The sequence below is a fragment of the Rhizobium sp. P2_G9 genome (assembly GCF_056403475.1).
In genome coordinates, this window is the sequence record NZ_JBFUFK010000025.1 from 34,592 (window position 1) to 51,314 (window position 16,723).

Sequence of the window (16,723 nt, forward strand, 5' to 3'; positions counted from 1 at the left end):
GTGCAAAACGTTCCACTTGGCCCGGAATATTTTTATTTGGGATAACTCGCTGTTGAACATCTTTATTCTCTGGGGGAGGGAGAATTGATTGTCCGCAGCGCGCGTTCGGCGACCGACCTTGTCAGCCGCTTCATCTCCCAGGTGCCGTACTGCGCTGGCTGCCCCGTGAAGACATGGTAAATCGTCCACGTTCCGTCGCTCTCATATCGCTTGCCAAACTGGTAAGACGCCGGTTTTTCATTGCCACCGGCATAGCCGCCTTCGTTTTCCCATCGGCTGATCTCATCTTCGTGGAACGATGCCTTGCGAGGCCGGAGAGAGGCGGCATGTAACACCTCGAATTGGCTCGACAGCTTCCCCGCAATCGCGTCCTCCGGGGTCATTCCGTCCTGGAACGCATCGATTGCAACACTGCCATAGCGCATTCTGCGCTCAAGATGCCAATCGGTATCGATATCAAAGACACCGATGATGTCGAGGACTCGCCCGATCATTCGGAGGTTGGAGAGTGAACTATGGTGACGGACGATGGAAGACATCAGTCCTCCTTTGATCGGGGCCAGGGCCATCTCAGTACCCTCGAGCGACAGTGCCCGTGCCAGAAGCTGCCGATGGGTCGTAAGTGGGGCAGGTTGCGACAGATTACAACGCTGGTGCGATTGTTTGTGTCCCGAATAACTTCAGGTATTGCCGCTCGCGCCGCCTGGCGAGATCGTCCGGCCGCCTCGCCGAGATGATCGATAAAGTTAAGCCAGCCGGTGACGCTCTGTACCCCAAGTTTATTTCGGAACTATTGTTTCTGCGACGGGTTGTATAACAGCTGCCTCACACAGAAAGAAAAGCAAATGAAAAAGATAATCATCGCCGCCGCTGTCATTGCATTTGGCGCCTTCGCTCCATCGGCATTTGCGGCCGATGGCAAGACGACCGGACTCATTGGCGGCGCTGTCGCCGGCGCAATCGTTGGTGGCCCAGTTGGTGCCGTCATCGGCGGGGCTGCCGGTTACACGATCGGCAGCGAAGTCGACCGGACGGGTCACCGCCACAAAGTCATTCGCCGGCACGTGAACAAGTACTGACCTGCGGATATTTGAAACGTTCGAGGCCCGCTCAGCGGGCCTTTTTGATTGATGTTTTCGTTCGCCGCCATTTCATCGCGCGACAAAGACGCCAACGGATGGCCCGGCAGGACGAGGTTATCAGTTCTTTTCAGCGGAAAGGCCGTTCACTGCCTTGGCGTCAGCGGCTTCCCACAGTGTTGTTTGATCGTTTCGTGCACACGCGCCACCGAAAGCGGTTTCGCTAAGAACACCACACCGTCGGGAAGTTCGGAAGGAAGGGGCCGGACTGCGCCCGACACAATGACGACGCAGATTTGCGGCCAACGCTTTGCGACCTCGCGCGCCAGCTGCAAGCCGTCGATGGCGCCACCGGTTTGCACGTCGGTGAACAGCAATTGCAGATCCGGGTGTTCGACGAGGAAGGCGAATGCCGCCTCTGCGGTCGTGGCCTGGATGACCGCACAGCCTTCGTCGGAGATCATGTCGGCAGTATCCATGAGGATCAGAGCCTCGTCGTCGACGACAAGAGCGACAGGCGGCTTCAACTGCGAGAATTCTTCTTGTGTCATCTCCATCAAGTTTCCCAATGGGCTTTGGTTCCCGAGGCGTGCAATGCTTCTGCAGCAAGCGGAGATACATGAGAAATGGAGGAATTCGAGGCGGCGACCTCCTCCTGGACGATGGCGGGGCCGATCTCCAGCTGCGGGAGAGGGGCGGTCGAGTTGCTTGACTGGAAATCGTTCCTATCGATCCGATGTTCCGCCGGCTTCGGCCGCTGCTCGATGGTGCGTGCGCATTTCTTCCAGCCGTGCCGGCGTATGTCTTTCAACCCCAATCCAATGGTTGCCGGCTTCGCTCGAGTGAATGAGTTCGTCGAGTTTGGCCTGAACTGCAAGAGTATGGCGGCTGCGCGCATGTTGGAGGAGAAGCAGGATCAGGAAAGCCATTAGCGTCCCGAACATGTTGCAGAGCAGAAACCATTCGCGCGTGAAGCCGGCGACCATGCCGTAGGCGATCCAGCCGGTGACAAGCGTTGTCATCCCTGCCACGGTGAGGTGATGCCCCACCCAAAATGAAGCGGCGTCCGAACCGAGCTTTTGAGCGCGTGCAATCGCCTGACTGAAGGAAAGGCTCATCTGACCGCCAGCCTGTCCTCGGCCGTCAGATCGAAGGCAGAAGGGTTTCGACCTCCTCGCGGCCTTTCCTACCGCGGGGAACGACCCTTTCTTCCCAAAATCGTGCCGCTTCCGCCGGCTCCTTTTCCCAAATGCGCGTGGAAATCTTGTTGTCGTCCGTGACGACTCTGCGGGTGCCGCCCAGGCGACGGTACTCTTCGGCAAGCTCAACGGCTGTCGTTTGGCGCTCGGTCATGCTCACCTCCACGGATCATTCCCTCAGGAACCGCCAATGCGCGGGATTGTTCCTGATCGCTACAGGACCGCTTCCAACCGGGCCACCGTCCTGTTTCCAATAGACAGGCTTCTCGCGATCTGGATTGTGCGCTGGGGCTCGATTGGGCGGGATGCCGGTGGAACAGATGGGTCACTGCGCCGTTGTCTGGTCATTGAGACAATCACGTCCGAAGAGAAGGAAAGCATCATGGGAAGCACCACCGACAAGGTCGCCGGCAAGGCGAACGAACTCGCAGGCCAAGCGCGCCAGGGTCTCGGCAAGGCAATGGACGATGAGGAGATGCAGGCCAAGGGCATTGTCCAGGAAGCCAAGGGTGATGCCCAGCAGGCCAAGGGCAAGGCCAAGGACGCCATCAAGGACGTCATCGACCGCGCCTGACCGTCGATATCAGTGAGAACAAAGAAGGGTGCTCGACCTCCGGGGGAGCGCCCTTTTCGTTGTCCGAAGGTTGGCCGCTGCCGCCCTCAGCGTCGATCGATCATTTCACGGCTGGGGTCTTATGCCAAGCCTTCGGTTTCCTTGACTTCAACCGCGACGTCCATGCCCAGGAAGGCATCCGTTCGGCCCGTGAAACTCCCGGTTACGGGAACAGCTTCGACGATGTCGCGGGTGACTGCCACCGGGATCAGGTTGGCGCCGCCCATGCTGCGGTTCGTCGGATCGAAGGTGATCCAGCCGGCACCGGGAACGAAGACTTCGGCCCAGGCATGCGTCGATCCCTTGTCGGTCGACCCCGCCAGCCGGCTGTCGGGATTGAACAGGTAGCCGGAAACTATTCGCGCACCGAAGCCAAGGCTGCGCACTGCCTCGACGAACAGGACCGCAAAATCCCTGCAGGATCCCCATCCACGGTCCAGTGTTGCCGTGGGTGTCTGGGTGCCTTCTTCCTCTCGGCTTTGGTATGAGATCGAAGACGCGATGCCGGAGCTCACGTCTTTGAGCAGCGACAAGGTGTCCGTCGGATTGCCGGCGACAAACCCCCGCGCCCATGTCGAAAGCCTGCCGTCGCTGTCATTATACTGCTGCGCCGCCAAAGCGCCGAGGTCGATCCAATCCTTGTCATCGTAGAGGAATGGATAGTTGATGGCCGATGCGGCGATGTCGAACACGGGCCACGCCGCCGCCGTCAAATCGACCTTGGCGAGGCTGTCCACCACAAGCACATCGCTGCGGGCAAGGAACGCGGCGGACGCGACCGTATTGCCGAAAACGTCGTTTGACCAATTGAGCTGCGCTTCCGGGGAAACGGCAACGTCATGGCTGAGCAGCTTCAGTTCACGGCTTTCCCGCGGCCTCAGCATAAGTCTGTGAGGCAAAAGCGAGACGGTCTCCCGATAGCGGTAGGTGGTCCGGTGATGGATGCTGAGTTTCGGCATTTGTGACCTTTGCTGCGGCGCGCCGAGCGGCCACGACGTGGGAAACGACGCGCGGCCCGGCAGACCTATAAGGAGGAGGGAGCGGGAAGGTTCGTCGTGAAGCAGGTTTCTCTTTCATCGGAGGATGCCGAGAGGGTGCCCCCATGCGCCTTGACGATCTCCGAAGAGATGTAGAGACCCAGGCCGAGACCCTGTTGACTTGCCCTGACATTCTCTCGCGAGAAGGGCTCGAACAGGGTGGGGAGAATGTCGGCAGGGATTGCGGCGCCCGTATTGTGGACCGACAACAGAAGGCCGCCGTCGGGCTGGCCCGCCGTCACGCGTATGGGTCCGTCTTTTGCCCCGTGGGCTATCGCATTGGCGAGCAGGTTTGACAGGACTTGCGAAAGACGGCCTGGATCGCAAGTCACTGGGTCGGGGATATTGATATCCGACTTGATTTCCCGCTCGGGGTTGGCAACCTGCAACTCTTCTATCACATGCCGGAACACCGGTTCGAGCTGCACCGCGTGCCGATCGATAGGTATGCCGCCGCCCAGCCTTCCGCGCGCGAAGTCCATGACGTTGTCGATCAGGCCTGCCATTCGCGCTGTGCTGTTGCGGACGAGATCGACAATCGAGGTTGCCCGGGCATCTAACGGTGTCTTTGCAAGCATTCTCATGCCTGCATCGATCGATGCCAGCGGATTGCGGAGATCGTGGCCAAGCACGGCGATAAACTGCTCCCGCAACGCTGCCGTTTCGCGCTCCCCAGACAATCCCACCTCAAGGAATTTGCGTTCCTCTATCGCTTTCGAGCGTTCGTCGCGAAGGTTCTGCTCGTAGTTCTTGCGGTGCATGGCCTGGAAGAACGTGAAGCGGATGAATATCGGTATTCCCAGCTCGTCTCTGCGTTCCGCGGCGTTGGCGATCACGGGCAGCCGCTTGCCGTCCTTGGAAACCAGTTCGAGAGCGACCTCGTCGAACATGGCCTGCATGCGCAGCAATGGTCGGAGATGGGTTTCGAAATAGATCTTGCCGCCTATGCTGAAGAGGTCGGATATCTGCATCCCCCTCAGGTCATCCGTCGTGTAACCGACCCAAGCCGTCATCCGGGAATTCGCCCGCAGGATCGCACCGCCAGGCGAAACAGTCACGTATCCGTTGCGAGAGCGTTCGAAGAAGTCCTCGAAGTCGTCGATCAGGTCGGAAAGCTCATGCGGCTGTTCGGGTAATGTCATTGAGGAAATCTTTGATATCGGCGATTGTTTCTTCAGGCGCACTCAGGTTCGGGCAATGGCCTGTGGCCTCCATGACGACGAGCTTGCTGTTCGCCAGCCGCTGATGGACGTATTCGCCGACGGCTTCGGGTGCGATGACGTCATCGGAGCATTGGAGGACGAGAACCGGTATGTCGACACCGTCGAGGGCGTCGCGGGTGTCCGAAAGGAAGGTGGTGTGGGCAAAATGCCTTGCGATATCAGGATCTGTGCGGCAGAAGCTGTTGGCAAGTTCCTCCCCGAGTTCCGCACGTTCCGGATTGCCCATGATCACCGGAGCCATCGCGGTCGACCAGCCCAGATGGTTGGTGTCAAGGAAATCGAGAAGCTCGTCCATTTGAGCCCTGGTGAAGCCCCCCACATATTCTTCGTCGTTCAGATAACGAGGCGAAGGGCCAACGAGAACCAGCGCCTTGAACAGTTCGGGGGCCTTCTTGGCGGCGATCACGCCAATCATGGCACTGACCGAGTGGCCGACAAAAACCGCGTCCCTCAGACCCAGTTCCCGGCCGATTTCCACGATGTCGTCGGCATAGCCGTCGAGCGAGGCGTATTTGTCGTAGGAATATGCTTCAAGGTCGGACTTTCCCGCGCCGACATTGTCGAACAGGACAATCCTGCAGCGCTCCTCGAACGCCGGCGCCACATAGCGCCACATCGCCTGATCGCAACCGAAGCCGTGGGCGAACATGATCGTTTCAGAACCTTGTCCGCGAACGGAGACGTTGTTCCGCTTGAGAATACTCATGACATACCCTTCCGGAACAAGCCTCTCGTTTTCTAGCATGTGCGGGAACAATTAGCCACCAACTTGCCTGCCCTTCTGCCGGCCGTTCGCGCGCTCCGTACGGTATCGCACAGAGGCGGTGGACGAAACACAATACCGGAACGTTGCGGGTGCGAGCGCATTTCTAGAATGCGGGTCGCTTCCGGCCCGAACAAGGAAAAATTCATGAAAAACATTATCTTGGCAGCGGCGCTGCTCACCGCGGTGTCAGGCCAGGCATTTGCGCAAACGACGACGGCCACCGAAACCAAGACGCCTGCGGTCGCCACGTCCGGCACCAACAACGCGAACGCTCCCGTCGAAGGCAAGAACTCCTTCACCGAAGCGCAGGCAAAGGGCCGTATTGCAGACGCTGGCTTTACCGATGTGAGCGGACTCCAACTGGACGACAAGGGCATCTGGCGCGGCACCGCGATGAAGGATGGCAAGTCGACGTCGGTTGCGCTGGACTACCAGGGCAACGTCGTCGCTCAGTAAGCAATTTTCAAAACCAAGGAGTCATTCAATGAAAACAGTTACAAGTCTTTTCGACACTTATCGCGACGCCAGCGCGGCGGTATCCAATCTCAAAAGCGCCGGCATTCCTGACAGCGACATCAGCATCGTCTCGAACAACGGCGACGGTCACTACAAGGACGAGTCCAATACGGCTGAAGATGCGGGCACCGGCGCAGGCGTCGGGGCTGTCGTCGGCGGTACAGGCGGTCTCCTCGCCGGCCTCGGCATGCTCGCCATTCCCGGCGTCGGGCCGGTGGTTGCGGCGGGCTGGCTCGCCGCACTGGCAGTCGGCGCGGCAGGCGGTGCCGTTGTTGGTGGTGCGACGGGCGGCTTGATCGGCGCTCTCACGAGTTCAGGCGTGCCGGAGGCCGATGCCGAGGTTTACGCCGAAGGTGTCCGCCGCGGCGGCACGCTGGTGACCGCCAAGGTCGATGAAGGCCGCTATGCCCAGGCCGAAGGCATTCTCCGTGGTTCCAATTGGGTTGATCCCAGTGTTCGCCGCGGCGCATACGAGCAGCAGGGCTGGAAGGGTTTCGATCCGGCGCTCGACCCCTACAGCACTGGCCAGATCGAACAGGAACGCAGCCGATATTCGCGTGTCTGAATGAGCGGCGCCGACGGTTGAATGCCGTCGGCGTCCCTCTATTCCCAGATCGTTATTTCATCAGTCCGGCGGCGCGTAGCGCGTCGGTGATGACTTTGCCGACACCGTCACTGTGACCGTTTCTGCCCGCCGCGACTTTTGCCGGCGTTTTTGATTTCGCATAGGCCATCGCCTTTTCGACGAGCGATTCCACGCCCTCGAAGACCGGCTGGGACGATGACGGTTTCGTTGTTCCCTCGAAGGTCGCCACATCCAGGTCGCCGACGATGTTCCAACTTTTCGCAATGCGCGCGGTCGATGAAATCCCCGTCTCCAACATGAACGAGCCAATCTCCCCGAGCGGAACTTTTCCACTCACCGAAAGAGGAACGCCATGTGCCATGCCTTTGATCAGGTAGAGTTCGACAGCCTCGTTGCCTTGTTTGTCGAGCCAGATTTTTCGGGTGTGTCCGTTGACAGTGCTGACGCTGTCCGCTGCGTCGTCGCCGCCATGCGCACCAACCCACTGACTGGCAACCTGCGCGGCGTTGACGGGTCTCACGGTCTGGTCATGCGTGCCGTGCCAGATGGAGATCCGGGGCAGTGAATTTACTCCCGAAGAGGTGAGCGCCAAAGCTGATCGCAAAGGCGCCGCACTGGGGGAATTGCGACCTTGCATCCTTTCGAAGGCTTGCCCGACACCGGAGGCCACGCCGTATGGCAGTCCGCCGATAATCGCCCCGCCCGCAAAAACCTCCGGATAGGTCGCCAGCATGACGTTGGCCATTGCCCCGCCGGCTGACAGCCCGGTGATGAACACTTTTCCCCCATCCAAGCCGTGCGCCTCTACGGCATGGCCGATCATTTCGCGGATAGACCGAGCTTCCCCGGCATCGCGGTGCGTGTCGCCCGGCTCGAACCAGTTGAAGCAAAGGTTTGCATTGTTGGCGCGCTGCTGCTCGGGAAACAGTACCGCAAACCCCATCTCCTCGGCCAACTGTGTCCAGCCGGAGCCGCGGTCGAAGCCTGCTGCGTCCTGGGTGCAACCATGCAGCACGACCACCAGCGGCGTTTWCGGAGCCAGAATGCTCGGCAGATAGAGCCAGCACTTGAGCGCACCGGGGTTGGGTCCGAAGCCCGTCAGCTCGACCAGCGCACGTTTGTTTTGATTTCTAAGCACATCCGTCTCCTTCGCCCGACACGGGCGTGAATACGACAAGTAGGCACGAATGCTGCGCTGCACAAATTTATTGGCGACTTATCTCGCTTCGTACGCTTTCGGACCAATTGGTTCCGAGATTTTCGAAACGGGATTTTCAGTCTGCCGCGAAACAGGCCACGCGTCTCGATCGGCTCGAACGCTTGCTCGACGCCTTGGGGGACGGTATCTCGTAGCAGGTGCCAGCAAGCGTGAAGCGCGCCCGCACGGCTGGTTGAATGAAGACGAAATCTGCATTCCCGTTGGTTGAAAGCTTCAACCGGTTGAGCTTCTTGATGCCGAAACGCCACACCCAGCCCTGGCTTGCGACATTTCGCGTCATCCTCAAGTCATCCGGGAACTTAAGCGAAGGGTGACAGTTGAATTGGCGCACATCCCTGCACCTCTCATATTGGAAGTCCATCCGTGTCAAAGTTTTTCGCCAAGTTCGCAGCTGCCGTCGCAAGTGCCTCCGGCAAACCTATAACCTTCGTGGCCGCCGTGACCCTTGTTCTTGCCTGGGCCGCGTCAGGCCCTTTCTTCAACTATTCCGAGACTTGGCAGCTCGTCATCAACACCAGCACGACGATCATCACTTTTCTGATGGTGTTCGTGCTTCAGAATTCCCAGAACAGGGACGGCAAGGCGCTGCAAGCCAAACTCGATGAACTCATCCTGTCGAGCCAAGCTGCCAATCGCTTTGTCGGGATCGAAAAGCTCGACGAAAAGCAGCTGCGAGAGATGAGTGATGATCTCGCGAGCAAGGCGGAGTGTGTCAATGAAGCGGCCGAAGAAAGAAGCACGGCCTGAACACTTGGATGAACTTGGCCGTTGCCTCGTTGGTGACTATTCGTGGTGCGACCGCAGGTCTGCGCCAGGAGCGAGCGTTTTGTCGTAAAGGCACACCTGACGATCCAGTCGAGAACGGTCTGCCGGCTACGGGAACCCATGCGCAATCGATTTCTTTAGTTTGCGTCGTACCGTCGTGGTTCGTGGGACGCGTGGAAGGTGATACTGCCCTCTCGCTGAGCCATCGTCGACGACTGCTTTGCCGCAAAGCGGCCATCCCGCCAGGCGCCTAACCGATCGAGATCTTCCAGATCACCCCGATTGCCGCGCATGTCAGGAGCGTTGTGATCGGTGAAATCTTGAACCTGAAGATGGCGATTGCCGCGGCGACCGAGAGCACCAGCGAAGGGACGACAATCGACGCCAGCACCGGCACATCGAGTTCGATCGGACCAAGCGCCCACGGCCGAACCCGTGAGAACAGGGTGTGCAGCGCAAACCAGATCGCCAGGTTGAGGATGACGCCGACGACGGCGGCGGTAATGCAGGAGAGCGCTCCAGCGAGCGCGGCATTGCCTCGCAGCTTCTCGATGAAGGGAGCGCCGAGGAAAATCCACAGGAAGCACGGCACATAGGTGACCCAGGTGGTCAGCACCGCGGCGAGCGTCGCCGCCGTCAGCGGGCCGAGCGTTCCGGGATCGCGGTAGGCGCCCATGAAGCCGACGAATTGCACGACCTGGATCAACGGACCCGGCGTGGTTTCCGCCATGCCGAGACCGTCCAGCATCTCGCCGGGCTTAAGCCAGTGGTAATGGTCGACGGCCTGCTGCGCGACATAGGAAAGCACGGCATATGCTCCCCCGAAGGTGACGACAGCCATCTTCGAGAAGAAGACCGCGATCTGCGTGAAGACGTCGCTGGGGCCGAAAGCGGCATATAATGCGGCCACCGGCACGATCCAGAGCGCAAGCAGCACGACCGACATCTTGAGCGACCATGACACGTTCGGCCGCGCATGCGGGGGCGTCGCTTCGCCGAGGCAGGAATCGGCATCGCTCAGCACGGGGCCAGACCCCGCCTTGTGGCCACCGCCCGCCCGGAACAACGGTGATCCGGTCCTCGCGCCGACATAGCCAATAATGCCGGCGGCGAGGATGATCAGCGGGAAGGGCACATGCAAGAAGAAGATCGCCATGAAGGCGGCTGCAGCAATGCCGATCATCAGCTTATTCTTCAGCGCTCGGCCGCCGATGCGGAACACGGCCTGGACGACAACGGCGAGCACCGCGGCTTTCAGCCCGAAGAACAGGCCGTCGACCACCGAGACATCGCCGAAGATCACGTAGATGTAGCTCAGCGCGAGGATGGAGAGAAAGCCTGGCAGCACGAACAGGATGCCGGCAACCAGACCGCCGAGCGTCCGGTGCATCAGCCAGCCGATATAGATGGCGAGCTGCTGCGCCTCCGGCCCTGGCAGCAGCATGCAATAGTTCAATGCATGCAGGAAACGATGCTCGCCGATCCAGCGCTTTTCGTCGACGATGATCCTGTGCATGACGGCGATTTGCCCCGCAGGTCCGCCGAAGCTCAGCGCCGCGACCCGCACCCAGACCCAGAACGCCTCGGCGAAGGAGACGCCGTGGGCGTGTTCCGCACCTGCGATTTCGGCGCCTCCATTCAAAGCGGTCTCGGACATCTCAAAACCCTTTCTTGTTGGTGGGCCAGTTGTGTGTCTCTTCGGTGGCGTCCCGGCACCAGCGATAGAAGGCGTCGTAGAGCGTCATGCCCGCTTCGAGCTGTTGGAGGTCGTCGTTGAACATCCGCGACAGGCCGAGCGAGGCGGCAAGCAGGCCGGCAACCTCGGGCGCGAGCTCCGGACGGGAGGTGTCGGCACCGCGGACGATGGTGGCGAAGCGCTGCATCGGCGCGGTGCCGAGGCCGAATTCCTCGACCATGACGTCGAAGGTGCAGAGATCGCCACGATGGCTCCAGAAGATATCGGAGTCGATATCGAACGGGACAGCGTTGAAGCGGTCGGCCACCAGCTCGACCTCAGATGGCGCGACAAAGAGAAAGACGGCATCGGGATCGACGAAGCGGCGGATCAGCCAGGGGCAGGCGATCCGGTCGATCTTCGGCCGCGACCGGGTCACCCAGACGGTGCGGCCCTGCGCGTCGCGGAGCGGCAAGCGCGAGACCGGCACTGCGGGCAGGTCTTGCGAGACCCACGCTTCGAAGCCGCCTTCGAGCACTTCTGCGGGGATATCGTGGTGGCGGAGCCATGCGGCCACGCCGTGGCTCAGTTTCTTGCCCCTCTGGCAGATGACGATGGCGCTTTCCGCGTCAAGGCGCTCGATCCAGCTGAGGTCTGTGTGAGGATGCCGCCGCGAGCCCGGGATCAGGCGGGGGTCGGCGTCGAAATCCTCGTCGACGCGCACGTCGATGAGGTCAGGGCAATTGGGCGTGCCGATCAGGCGGTTAAGGCGGTCGGGGGTGATTTCCAGGAACGAGGGCATGGTGCGTCCTTCCGGTGAGGGTTGAATGGACGCGATTTCGGCTGTCGCCTCGTGGGGTGATCGCAGACCCCAGGATTTTGTCATCGCAAAACCGCGCCGCACCTGTCAAGCGGGATCATGGCGATCGGACCGGATCTGCCCGGATGAGATTGACCTTTCCATCCCAACCATCGGCCGGCTCGCCGCCCTTAACCTGGCTGACGGTGGCAAAGGCTGCGGCCGCCGCGTCTCGCGGCCCGGAATAGTCCTGGTCGGAAATTGCCCGCGTCGTCATCCAGCCAAACGTCGACAACTGCTCATGCACCACCGAGGCGAACCAGACCGGAGAAAGCTGCCCGTCATCGACATTGAGATCGGATTGCCAGAGCCGCAGCACCAACCGGCCACGGACGCCTTGCGGATCGGGGTGGACCAACAGCAGGTCGGGGGCATGGCCGCTGGCGAGCAGCGGGAAGACGGGCAGTTGGTCCGGTCCGGAATGCGGCGCCAGCCAGGCGTTTGCATTGGAGACCAGAGATGGCGGCTCTTTCCAGCCTTTGGCGGCGAGGCGGCTATCGATGTCGGCCAGTGCACCGGCGATCTGCAAAGTCAACGGTTCCTTGTCCTCGCCGGTAATGTCGATCCTGCGCGCCGGCAGGGCTCTCCAGCCGTCCTGCAGCCAGGATTGCAGCGGGACAGTCACAATTGCCTGTTGCACGGCATAGCGGCGCATATCGGTCGCGTGGTTGTGGTGAATGTTGAGACCGCCTGCGACCAGCAGTGCAACGGCCGCTGCTGTAGCGATCCGCGCCGGTCCGACGGCCTCCTGTCGGCCGCGCAACAGGATGAAGGACACGGCCGTCAGCCAGAGCGTGCCGAAGGACAAGCCGGCCACGACATCGGAAAACCAGTGCGCGCCGAGATAGACGCGCGAGAAGGCGATCGACACAGCCATCAGCATGGCCGCGAAGGCAAGCGGCAAGCGCCAGGCAGGGCGAAGCTCGCGTGCGATCAACACGGCGAGGAAGCCATAAAGGATGGCGTTCGACGTGCTGTGGCCGCTTGGAAACGAGAACTCACTCCAGCCGCCATAGGCCATCTCGCCAGGCCGGGTCCGGTGCAAAGTCGCTTTGATCACCGTATTGACCAGCGATCCGCCGGCGACGGCGATCAGCAGGAAGAGCGCGCTGCGCCAGGCGCGACGCAGCGCCAGCAGCAGGAACACAGCGGTGGTCACGGCGCTGACCACGACCGTGTCGCCGAGTTCCGTGAGGCTGATCATGATGGCGTCACCGGCGTCGGTGCGCAGTGCCCGCAAGCCTTGGAATACCGAATTGTCTGCCTGCACGAGCGGATCGCCATTGATGACGTCCTCGAGCACACCGAGGAAGATCCACGCCGCCGCGACGATCACGACGCCGGCGACAAGCAGCGCGATCGCATCGCCCGGCGTCCTGCCCATCAGCCGGGACACTGTTCTCGCGGCAATCCCGTCGCCGCGTCTTGCCCAGCCCCGGGTCCTGGCGAGAATGCGCACCAGGCGCGGCAGGCCGTAGCGCAAGGCCCAACGCAGTAGCGTCCATGCCAGCCATAGGAGCACGATGATCAGCGCCAGGAGAATGGCGAGCGGCTTGGCCGCCTTGCCGAATTCGGCGAAAGCCGCACCGACGAACACGGCAGGCAGGACATGCGAGAGCGTCCAGGCGATCGCGGAGAGCACATTGACGAGATAGAAACGCCAGGGCGGCATGCCGACAATACCGGCGAGCAGGGGCACCACTGCCCGAATGCCGGGAATGAAGCGAGCCAGGAACACGCCCATATTGCCATGCCTTGCGAAGAAAGCTTCCCCCTTCTCGACCATGGCTGGATAGTGGTTGAGCGGCCAGGCGGACAGCAGCGCGCGCTGATAGCGATGGCCGAGCCAGAACGACAGGCCGTCGCCGACAATCGCACCCGAGGCGGTGGCGGCGAGCATCGGCCATAGTTTGACCACGCCGGCCGGGATCAGTGCGCTGACGGCCAATATGACGGCTGTGCCGGGCACGACAATGCCGATGCCCGGCAATGCCTCGGACATCGCCAGAAGGAAGATCAGGGCATAGGCAGCATAGCCATGCTGCTCGATCAGTGCGGTGATGCCCGAAAGCAGGTCTGTGAACACTGGGCAGTTATCTCCATGCGCATTGTGACCAGATTTAACGAATTGCAGCTGAATATCGTCTGCATGACTTTGCCCGGTCGAGATGGACTCATCATTTCTCCATCCTCCCGAAACTGAAAGCTAGCTGAAAGGTTGGGTTGGCTAAGATCATCGGCATCGCGGAGGAACGCATCATCGCAAAGATGGCGCGGCAAGCGATGACGAACAGCCAGGAGGAGATTTCGATGCGAGCCTTTCGCACACACCTAATTCATACAGTCGCTCTTACCACTATCGCGCTCGCGGCGACGCTGAACGCCGTTGAGGCTCATGCCGCCGACAAGATCTCGATCATGGTCGGTGGCTACGAGAAGCAGATCTACCTGCCCGCCAAGCTTGCCGAAGCGCTCGGCTATTTCAAGGACGAGGGCCTCGACGTCGAACTCCTCAACGAAGCGGCGGGTGTCGATGCCGAAAACCAGCTGCTCGCCGGCGCGGTGCAGGGCGTGGTCGGCTTCTACGATCACTGCGTCGACCTCCAGGCCAAGGGCAAGTTCGTCGAATCGATCGTCCAGTTCAGCCAGGCGCCCGGCGAAGTCGAGATGGTGTCGGCCAAACATCCGGAGATCAAGTCACCGGCCGATTTCAAGGGCAAGAATCTCGGCGTCACCGGCCTCGGCTCGTCGACCAATTTCCTCACCCTCTACATGGCCTCCAAGGCCGGCCTGCAGCCGGGCGACGTGGTGACAGTACCGGTCGGCGCCGGTGCCACCTTCATCGCCGCCATGCAGCAGGACCAGATCCAGGCCGGCATGACCACGGAGCCGACCATTTCGCGGCTGATGAAGACCGGCGAGGCCAATGTCCTCGTCGACCTGCGCACCGTCGACACCACCCGCAAGGCGCTGGGCGGCACCTATCCCGCAGCGTCCCTCTATATGGAGACGTCGTGGGTAGAGGAGCACAAGGACGAGGCGCAGAAGCTTGCCAATGCCTTCGTCAAGACGCTGCGCTTTATCAACACCCATTCGGCCGCTGAAATCGCCGACAAGCTGCCGGCCGATTTCTACTTCGGCGACAAGGACGGCTATGTCAAAGCGCTCGACGCCGGCAAGGGCATGTTCACGGCCGATGGCGTGATGCCGGAGGATGGGCCGAAGACCGTGCTCGCCGTGCTGTCTGAATTCTCCAAGAACATCCAGGGCAAGCAGATCGACCTGTCGAAGACCTACACGACCGAGTTCGTCAAGGCCGTCAAGTGATCCTCCCGGCAGGCTGCCTCCGGCTTCGGCTGGGGGCGGTCTCGCCGTTTCCAACGGGCTTTCGCGTGCACGCCCGCTCAAGCACGCCGTCAGGTTATCATCATGCAGACCTCATCATCGACTGGCCCGGCCATCGAGCTCATCAATGTCAGCCGCCGTTTCGTCTCGCCCACCGGCAAGTCGCTGACCGCGCTACGCGATTTCAACATGACCGTCGAGCGCGGCGAATTCGTCGCCGTCGTTGGCCCGACCGGCTGCGGCAAGTCGACGACGCTCAATCTCGTCACCGGCTTGGCGCGCCCGAGTGCCGGCGAAGTCCGGCTGATGGGTGGCCCCGTCAGCGGCATAGACCGCCGCGTCGGCTTCGCCTTCCAGACCGATGCGCTCTTTCCGTGGAAGAATGTCATCGACAATGTCATGGCCGGCCCGCTGTTCCGCGGCAAATCCAGGGCGGAGGCGGAGAGGGCGGCCAAGGATTGGCTGGCCCGCGTCGGCCTGTCGAAATTCCTGCATCACTATCCGCACCAGCTCTCGGGCGGCATGCGCAAGCGCGTTTCGCTGGCCCAGACCTTCATCAACGAGCCGGAAATCCTGCTGATGGACGAGCCCTTTTCCGCGCTCGACGTGCAAACCCGCACCGTCATGCACGAGGAACTGTTGAAACTCTGGGCCGAGCGCAAGGCCTCCGTCGTCTTCGTCACCCATGATCTCGAAGAGGCCGTGGCACTTGCCGACAAGGTCTATGTGCTGACAGCCGGCCCCGCCACGGTCAAGTCGGTCTACACGATCGACTTGCCGCGTCCGAGGATCGTCTCCGAGATCCGCTACGAGCAGAGCTTCATCACCTATTGCCGCACCATCTGGGACGACCTGCGCGAAGAGGTCGAGACCAGCTATCGCCGCGCCGCCGAAGCGGCCTGAGGGAACACGACCATGGCCGATATCGCCCTTGAAACCACCCCGCGCGTCGCATTCGCCCCCGGCACGTCCGATGCCGAAATCGAAGCCGCCGCACTCAAATCCATCCGCCGCCGCAGGCACATGGTGCTGTTCTGGCAGATCGCCATCCTGGTGATCCTGCTCGGCCTCTGGGAGCTAGGCTCGGAYTTCGGATGGATCGATCCGTTCTTCTATGCCAGCCCCAGCGCCATCGCTGTCAGGCTTTGGGACTGGGCAGTGAACGGCACCAGCCAGGGGTCTCTCTGGTATAATCTCTGGGTGACGATGGAAGAGGCGCTGATCGGCTTCGTCTTCGGCTCGGTCGCCGGCGTCATCGTCGGCGTTGGGCTTGGCCGCAACCGGATGGCATCGGACGTGCTCTCCGTCTACATCAAGGCGATCAATTCGATCCCGCGCGTGGTTCTGGCGCCGATCTTCATCATGATCATGGGGCTGGGTCTGGCGTCGAAAGTGGCGCTCGCCTTCATCATGGTGTTCTTCGTCGTCTTCGCCAATGCCTTCCAGGGCGTGCGCGAAGCCGACCGCAACATGATCGCCAATGCCCGCATTCTCGGCGCCTCCAACTGGCAGGTGACGCGCACCGTCATCATCCCCTCGGCGATGAGCTGGATCTTCGCCAGCCTGCACGTCTCCTTCGGCTTCGCCATCATCGGCGCCATCGTCGGCGAATTCGTCGGCGCCCGCTTCGGCATCGGCCAGTTGATCTCGATTGCGAAGGGCACATTCGACGCCGCCGGCATGTTCGCTGCCATCCTCCTGGTCATGGTCGTGACGCTGGTGGCGGAATATATCATGACGATCATCGAGAACCGCCTGGCGAAATGGCGGCCGCAGCAGCATCTGGACACGCAGTGAAGTTGGTGTGATCCTACGGCCCGTTTGCAAAGGCGCGAGACGCC

The 16,723-nt window shown here is 61.2% G+C and carries 20 protein-coding genes; 8 read left to right on the forward strand and 12 right to left on the reverse strand.

Annotated elements, in window-relative coordinates; translation table 11 throughout:
• Positions 1–62: 62 nt before the first annotated feature.
• Entirely contained in the window at positions 63–539 is a 477-nt protein-coding gene (locus AC1DYF_RS20700) for a hypothetical protein (protein ID WP_477878647.1), read from the reverse strand.
• A gap of 306 nt (positions 540–845) precedes the next feature.
• Between AC1DYF_RS20700 and AC1DYF_RS20705 the strand changes: the two genes are divergently transcribed.
• Positions 846–1,079 carry a hypothetical protein gene (locus AC1DYF_RS20705; protein WP_477878648.1) on the forward strand — a complete coding sequence of 78 codons (234 nt, stop codon included), beginning with the start codon at positions 846–848 and terminating at the stop codon, positions 1,077–1,079.
• 146 nt (positions 1,080–1,225) lie between these two features.
• Here the strand turns inward: AC1DYF_RS20705 and AC1DYF_RS20710 are convergent, their stop codons facing one another.
• The 3 genes from AC1DYF_RS20710 to AC1DYF_RS20720 form a co-directional block, all read right to left on the reverse strand.
• Positions 1,226–1,636: a response regulator gene (locus AC1DYF_RS20710; protein WP_477878649.1), complete on the reverse strand. Its 411-nt coding sequence runs from the start codon at positions 1,634–1,636 to the stop codon at positions 1,226–1,228.
• Between the two features lie 168 nt (positions 1,637–1,804).
• Positions 1,805–2,197 carry a low affinity iron permease family protein gene (locus AC1DYF_RS20715; protein WP_477878650.1) on the reverse strand — a complete coding sequence of 131 codons (393 nt, stop codon included), beginning with the start codon at positions 2,195–2,197 and terminating at the stop codon, positions 1,805–1,807.
• 25 nt (positions 2,198–2,222) lie between these two features.
• A complete protein-coding gene (locus tag AC1DYF_RS20720) occupies positions 2,223–2,432 on the reverse strand; it encodes a hypothetical protein (protein WP_477878651.1) in 210 nt (69 codons plus the stop codon).
• Positions 2,433–2,660: 228 nt separating this feature from the next.
• On the opposite strand from AC1DYF_RS20720, the gene AC1DYF_RS20725 reads away from it, so the two are divergent.
• Positions 2,661–2,852: a CsbD family protein gene (locus tag AC1DYF_RS20725; RefSeq protein WP_477878652.1), complete on the forward strand. Its 192-nt coding sequence runs from the start codon at positions 2,661–2,663 to the stop codon at positions 2,850–2,852.
• A 119-nt stretch (positions 2,853–2,971) separates the two neighbouring features.
• Here the strand turns inward: AC1DYF_RS20725 and AC1DYF_RS20730 are convergent, their stop codons facing one another.
• From AC1DYF_RS20730 to AC1DYF_RS20740, 3 genes are all read right to left on the reverse strand, one after another.
• Positions 2,972–3,850: a transglutaminase family protein gene (locus tag AC1DYF_RS20730; RefSeq protein WP_477878653.1), complete on the reverse strand. Its 879-nt coding sequence runs from the start codon at positions 3,848–3,850 to the stop codon at positions 2,972–2,974.
• Between the two features lie 65 nt (positions 3,851–3,915).
• Positions 3,916–5,070, reverse strand: coding sequence for a PAS domain-containing sensor histidine kinase (locus AC1DYF_RS20735; protein ID WP_477878654.1), 1,155 nt, complete (start codon positions 5,068–5,070; stop codon positions 3,916–3,918).
• Complete coding sequence (locus AC1DYF_RS20740) at positions 5,045–5,857, reverse strand: alpha/beta fold hydrolase (RefSeq protein WP_477878655.1); 813 nt, start codon at positions 5,855–5,857, stop codon at positions 5,045–5,047. Before AC1DYF_RS20740 ends, AC1DYF_RS20735 begins: the two co-directional genes overlap by 26 nt.
• Before the next feature lie 204 nt (positions 5,858–6,061).
• Here AC1DYF_RS20740 and AC1DYF_RS20745 point away from each other — a divergent pair, with 204 nt between their 5' ends.
• Together AC1DYF_RS20745 and AC1DYF_RS20750 are read left to right on the forward strand one after the other, a co-directional pair.
• Positions 6,062–6,373: a hypothetical protein gene (locus AC1DYF_RS20745; protein WP_477679647.1), complete on the forward strand. Its 312-nt coding sequence runs from the start codon at positions 6,062–6,064 to the stop codon at positions 6,371–6,373.
• Between the two features lie 28 nt (positions 6,374–6,401).
• Entirely contained in the window at positions 6,402–6,998 is a 597-nt protein-coding gene (locus tag AC1DYF_RS20750) for a general stress protein (protein ID WP_477878656.1), read from the forward strand.
• Positions 6,999–7,050: 52 nt separating this feature from the next.
• On the opposite strand, the gene AC1DYF_RS20755 is transcribed toward AC1DYF_RS20750, so the two are convergent.
• Both AC1DYF_RS20755 and AC1DYF_RS20760 read right to left on the reverse strand, forming a co-directional pair.
• A complete protein-coding gene (locus tag AC1DYF_RS20755; protein WP_477878657.1) occupies positions 7,051–8,220 on the reverse strand; it encodes an extracellular catalytic domain type 1 short-chain-length polyhydroxyalkanoate depolymerase in 1,170 nt (389 codons plus the stop codon).
• A gap of 73 nt (positions 8,221–8,293) precedes the next feature.
• Positions 8,294–8,518, reverse strand: a complete 225-nt coding sequence (locus tag AC1DYF_RS20760; RefSeq protein WP_477878658.1) for a hypothetical protein — start codon at positions 8,516–8,518, stop codon at positions 8,294–8,296.
• A gap of 83 nt (positions 8,519–8,601) precedes the next feature.
• On the opposite strand from AC1DYF_RS20760, the gene AC1DYF_RS20765 reads away from it, so the two are divergent.
• Entirely contained in the window at positions 8,602–8,985 is a 384-nt protein-coding gene (locus tag AC1DYF_RS20765) for a low affinity iron permease family protein (protein WP_477878659.1), read from the forward strand.
• A gap of 268 nt (positions 8,986–9,253) precedes the next feature.
• Here AC1DYF_RS20765 and chrA read toward each other — a convergent pair whose 3' ends face one another.
• From chrA to AC1DYF_RS20780, 3 genes are all read right to left on the reverse strand, one after another.
• Positions 9,254–10,660, reverse strand: a complete 1,407-nt coding sequence (chrA, locus tag AC1DYF_RS20770; protein ID WP_477878660.1) for a chromate efflux transporter — start codon at positions 10,658–10,660, stop codon at positions 9,254–9,256.
• 1 nt (position 10,661) lies between these two features.
• On the reverse strand, positions 10,662–11,480 hold the full coding sequence (locus AC1DYF_RS20775) for a chromate resistance protein ChrB domain-containing protein (RefSeq protein ID WP_477878661.1): 819 nt from the start codon (positions 11,478–11,480) through the stop codon (positions 10,662–10,664).
• 115 nt (positions 11,481–11,595) lie between these two features.
• A complete protein-coding gene (locus tag AC1DYF_RS20780; RefSeq protein ID WP_477878662.1) occupies positions 11,596–13,623 on the reverse strand; it encodes a bifunctional DedA family/phosphatase PAP2 family protein in 2,028 nt (675 codons plus the stop codon).
• 224 nt (positions 13,624–13,847) lie between these two features.
• Between AC1DYF_RS20780 and AC1DYF_RS20785 the strand changes: the two genes are divergently transcribed.
• The 3 genes from AC1DYF_RS20785 (at position 13,848) to AC1DYF_RS20795 (ending at position 16,679) form a co-directional block, all read left to right on the forward strand.
• Complete coding sequence (locus AC1DYF_RS20785) at positions 13,848–14,864, forward strand: ABC transporter substrate-binding protein (RefSeq protein WP_477878711.1); 1,017 nt, start codon at positions 13,848–13,850, stop codon at positions 14,862–14,864.
• 102 nt (positions 14,865–14,966) lie between these two features.
• The gene (locus tag AC1DYF_RS20790) at positions 14,967–15,785 is read left to right on the forward strand and encodes an ABC transporter ATP-binding protein (protein WP_477878663.1); all 819 of its coding nucleotides are present in this window, start codon (positions 14,967–14,969) and stop codon (positions 15,783–15,785) included.
• A gap of 12 nt (positions 15,786–15,797) precedes the next feature.
• Positions 15,798–16,679, forward strand: coding sequence for an ABC transporter permease (locus AC1DYF_RS20795; protein WP_477878664.1), 882 nt, complete (start codon positions 15,798–15,800; stop codon positions 16,677–16,679).
• Positions 16,680–16,723: the final 44 nt, after the last annotated feature.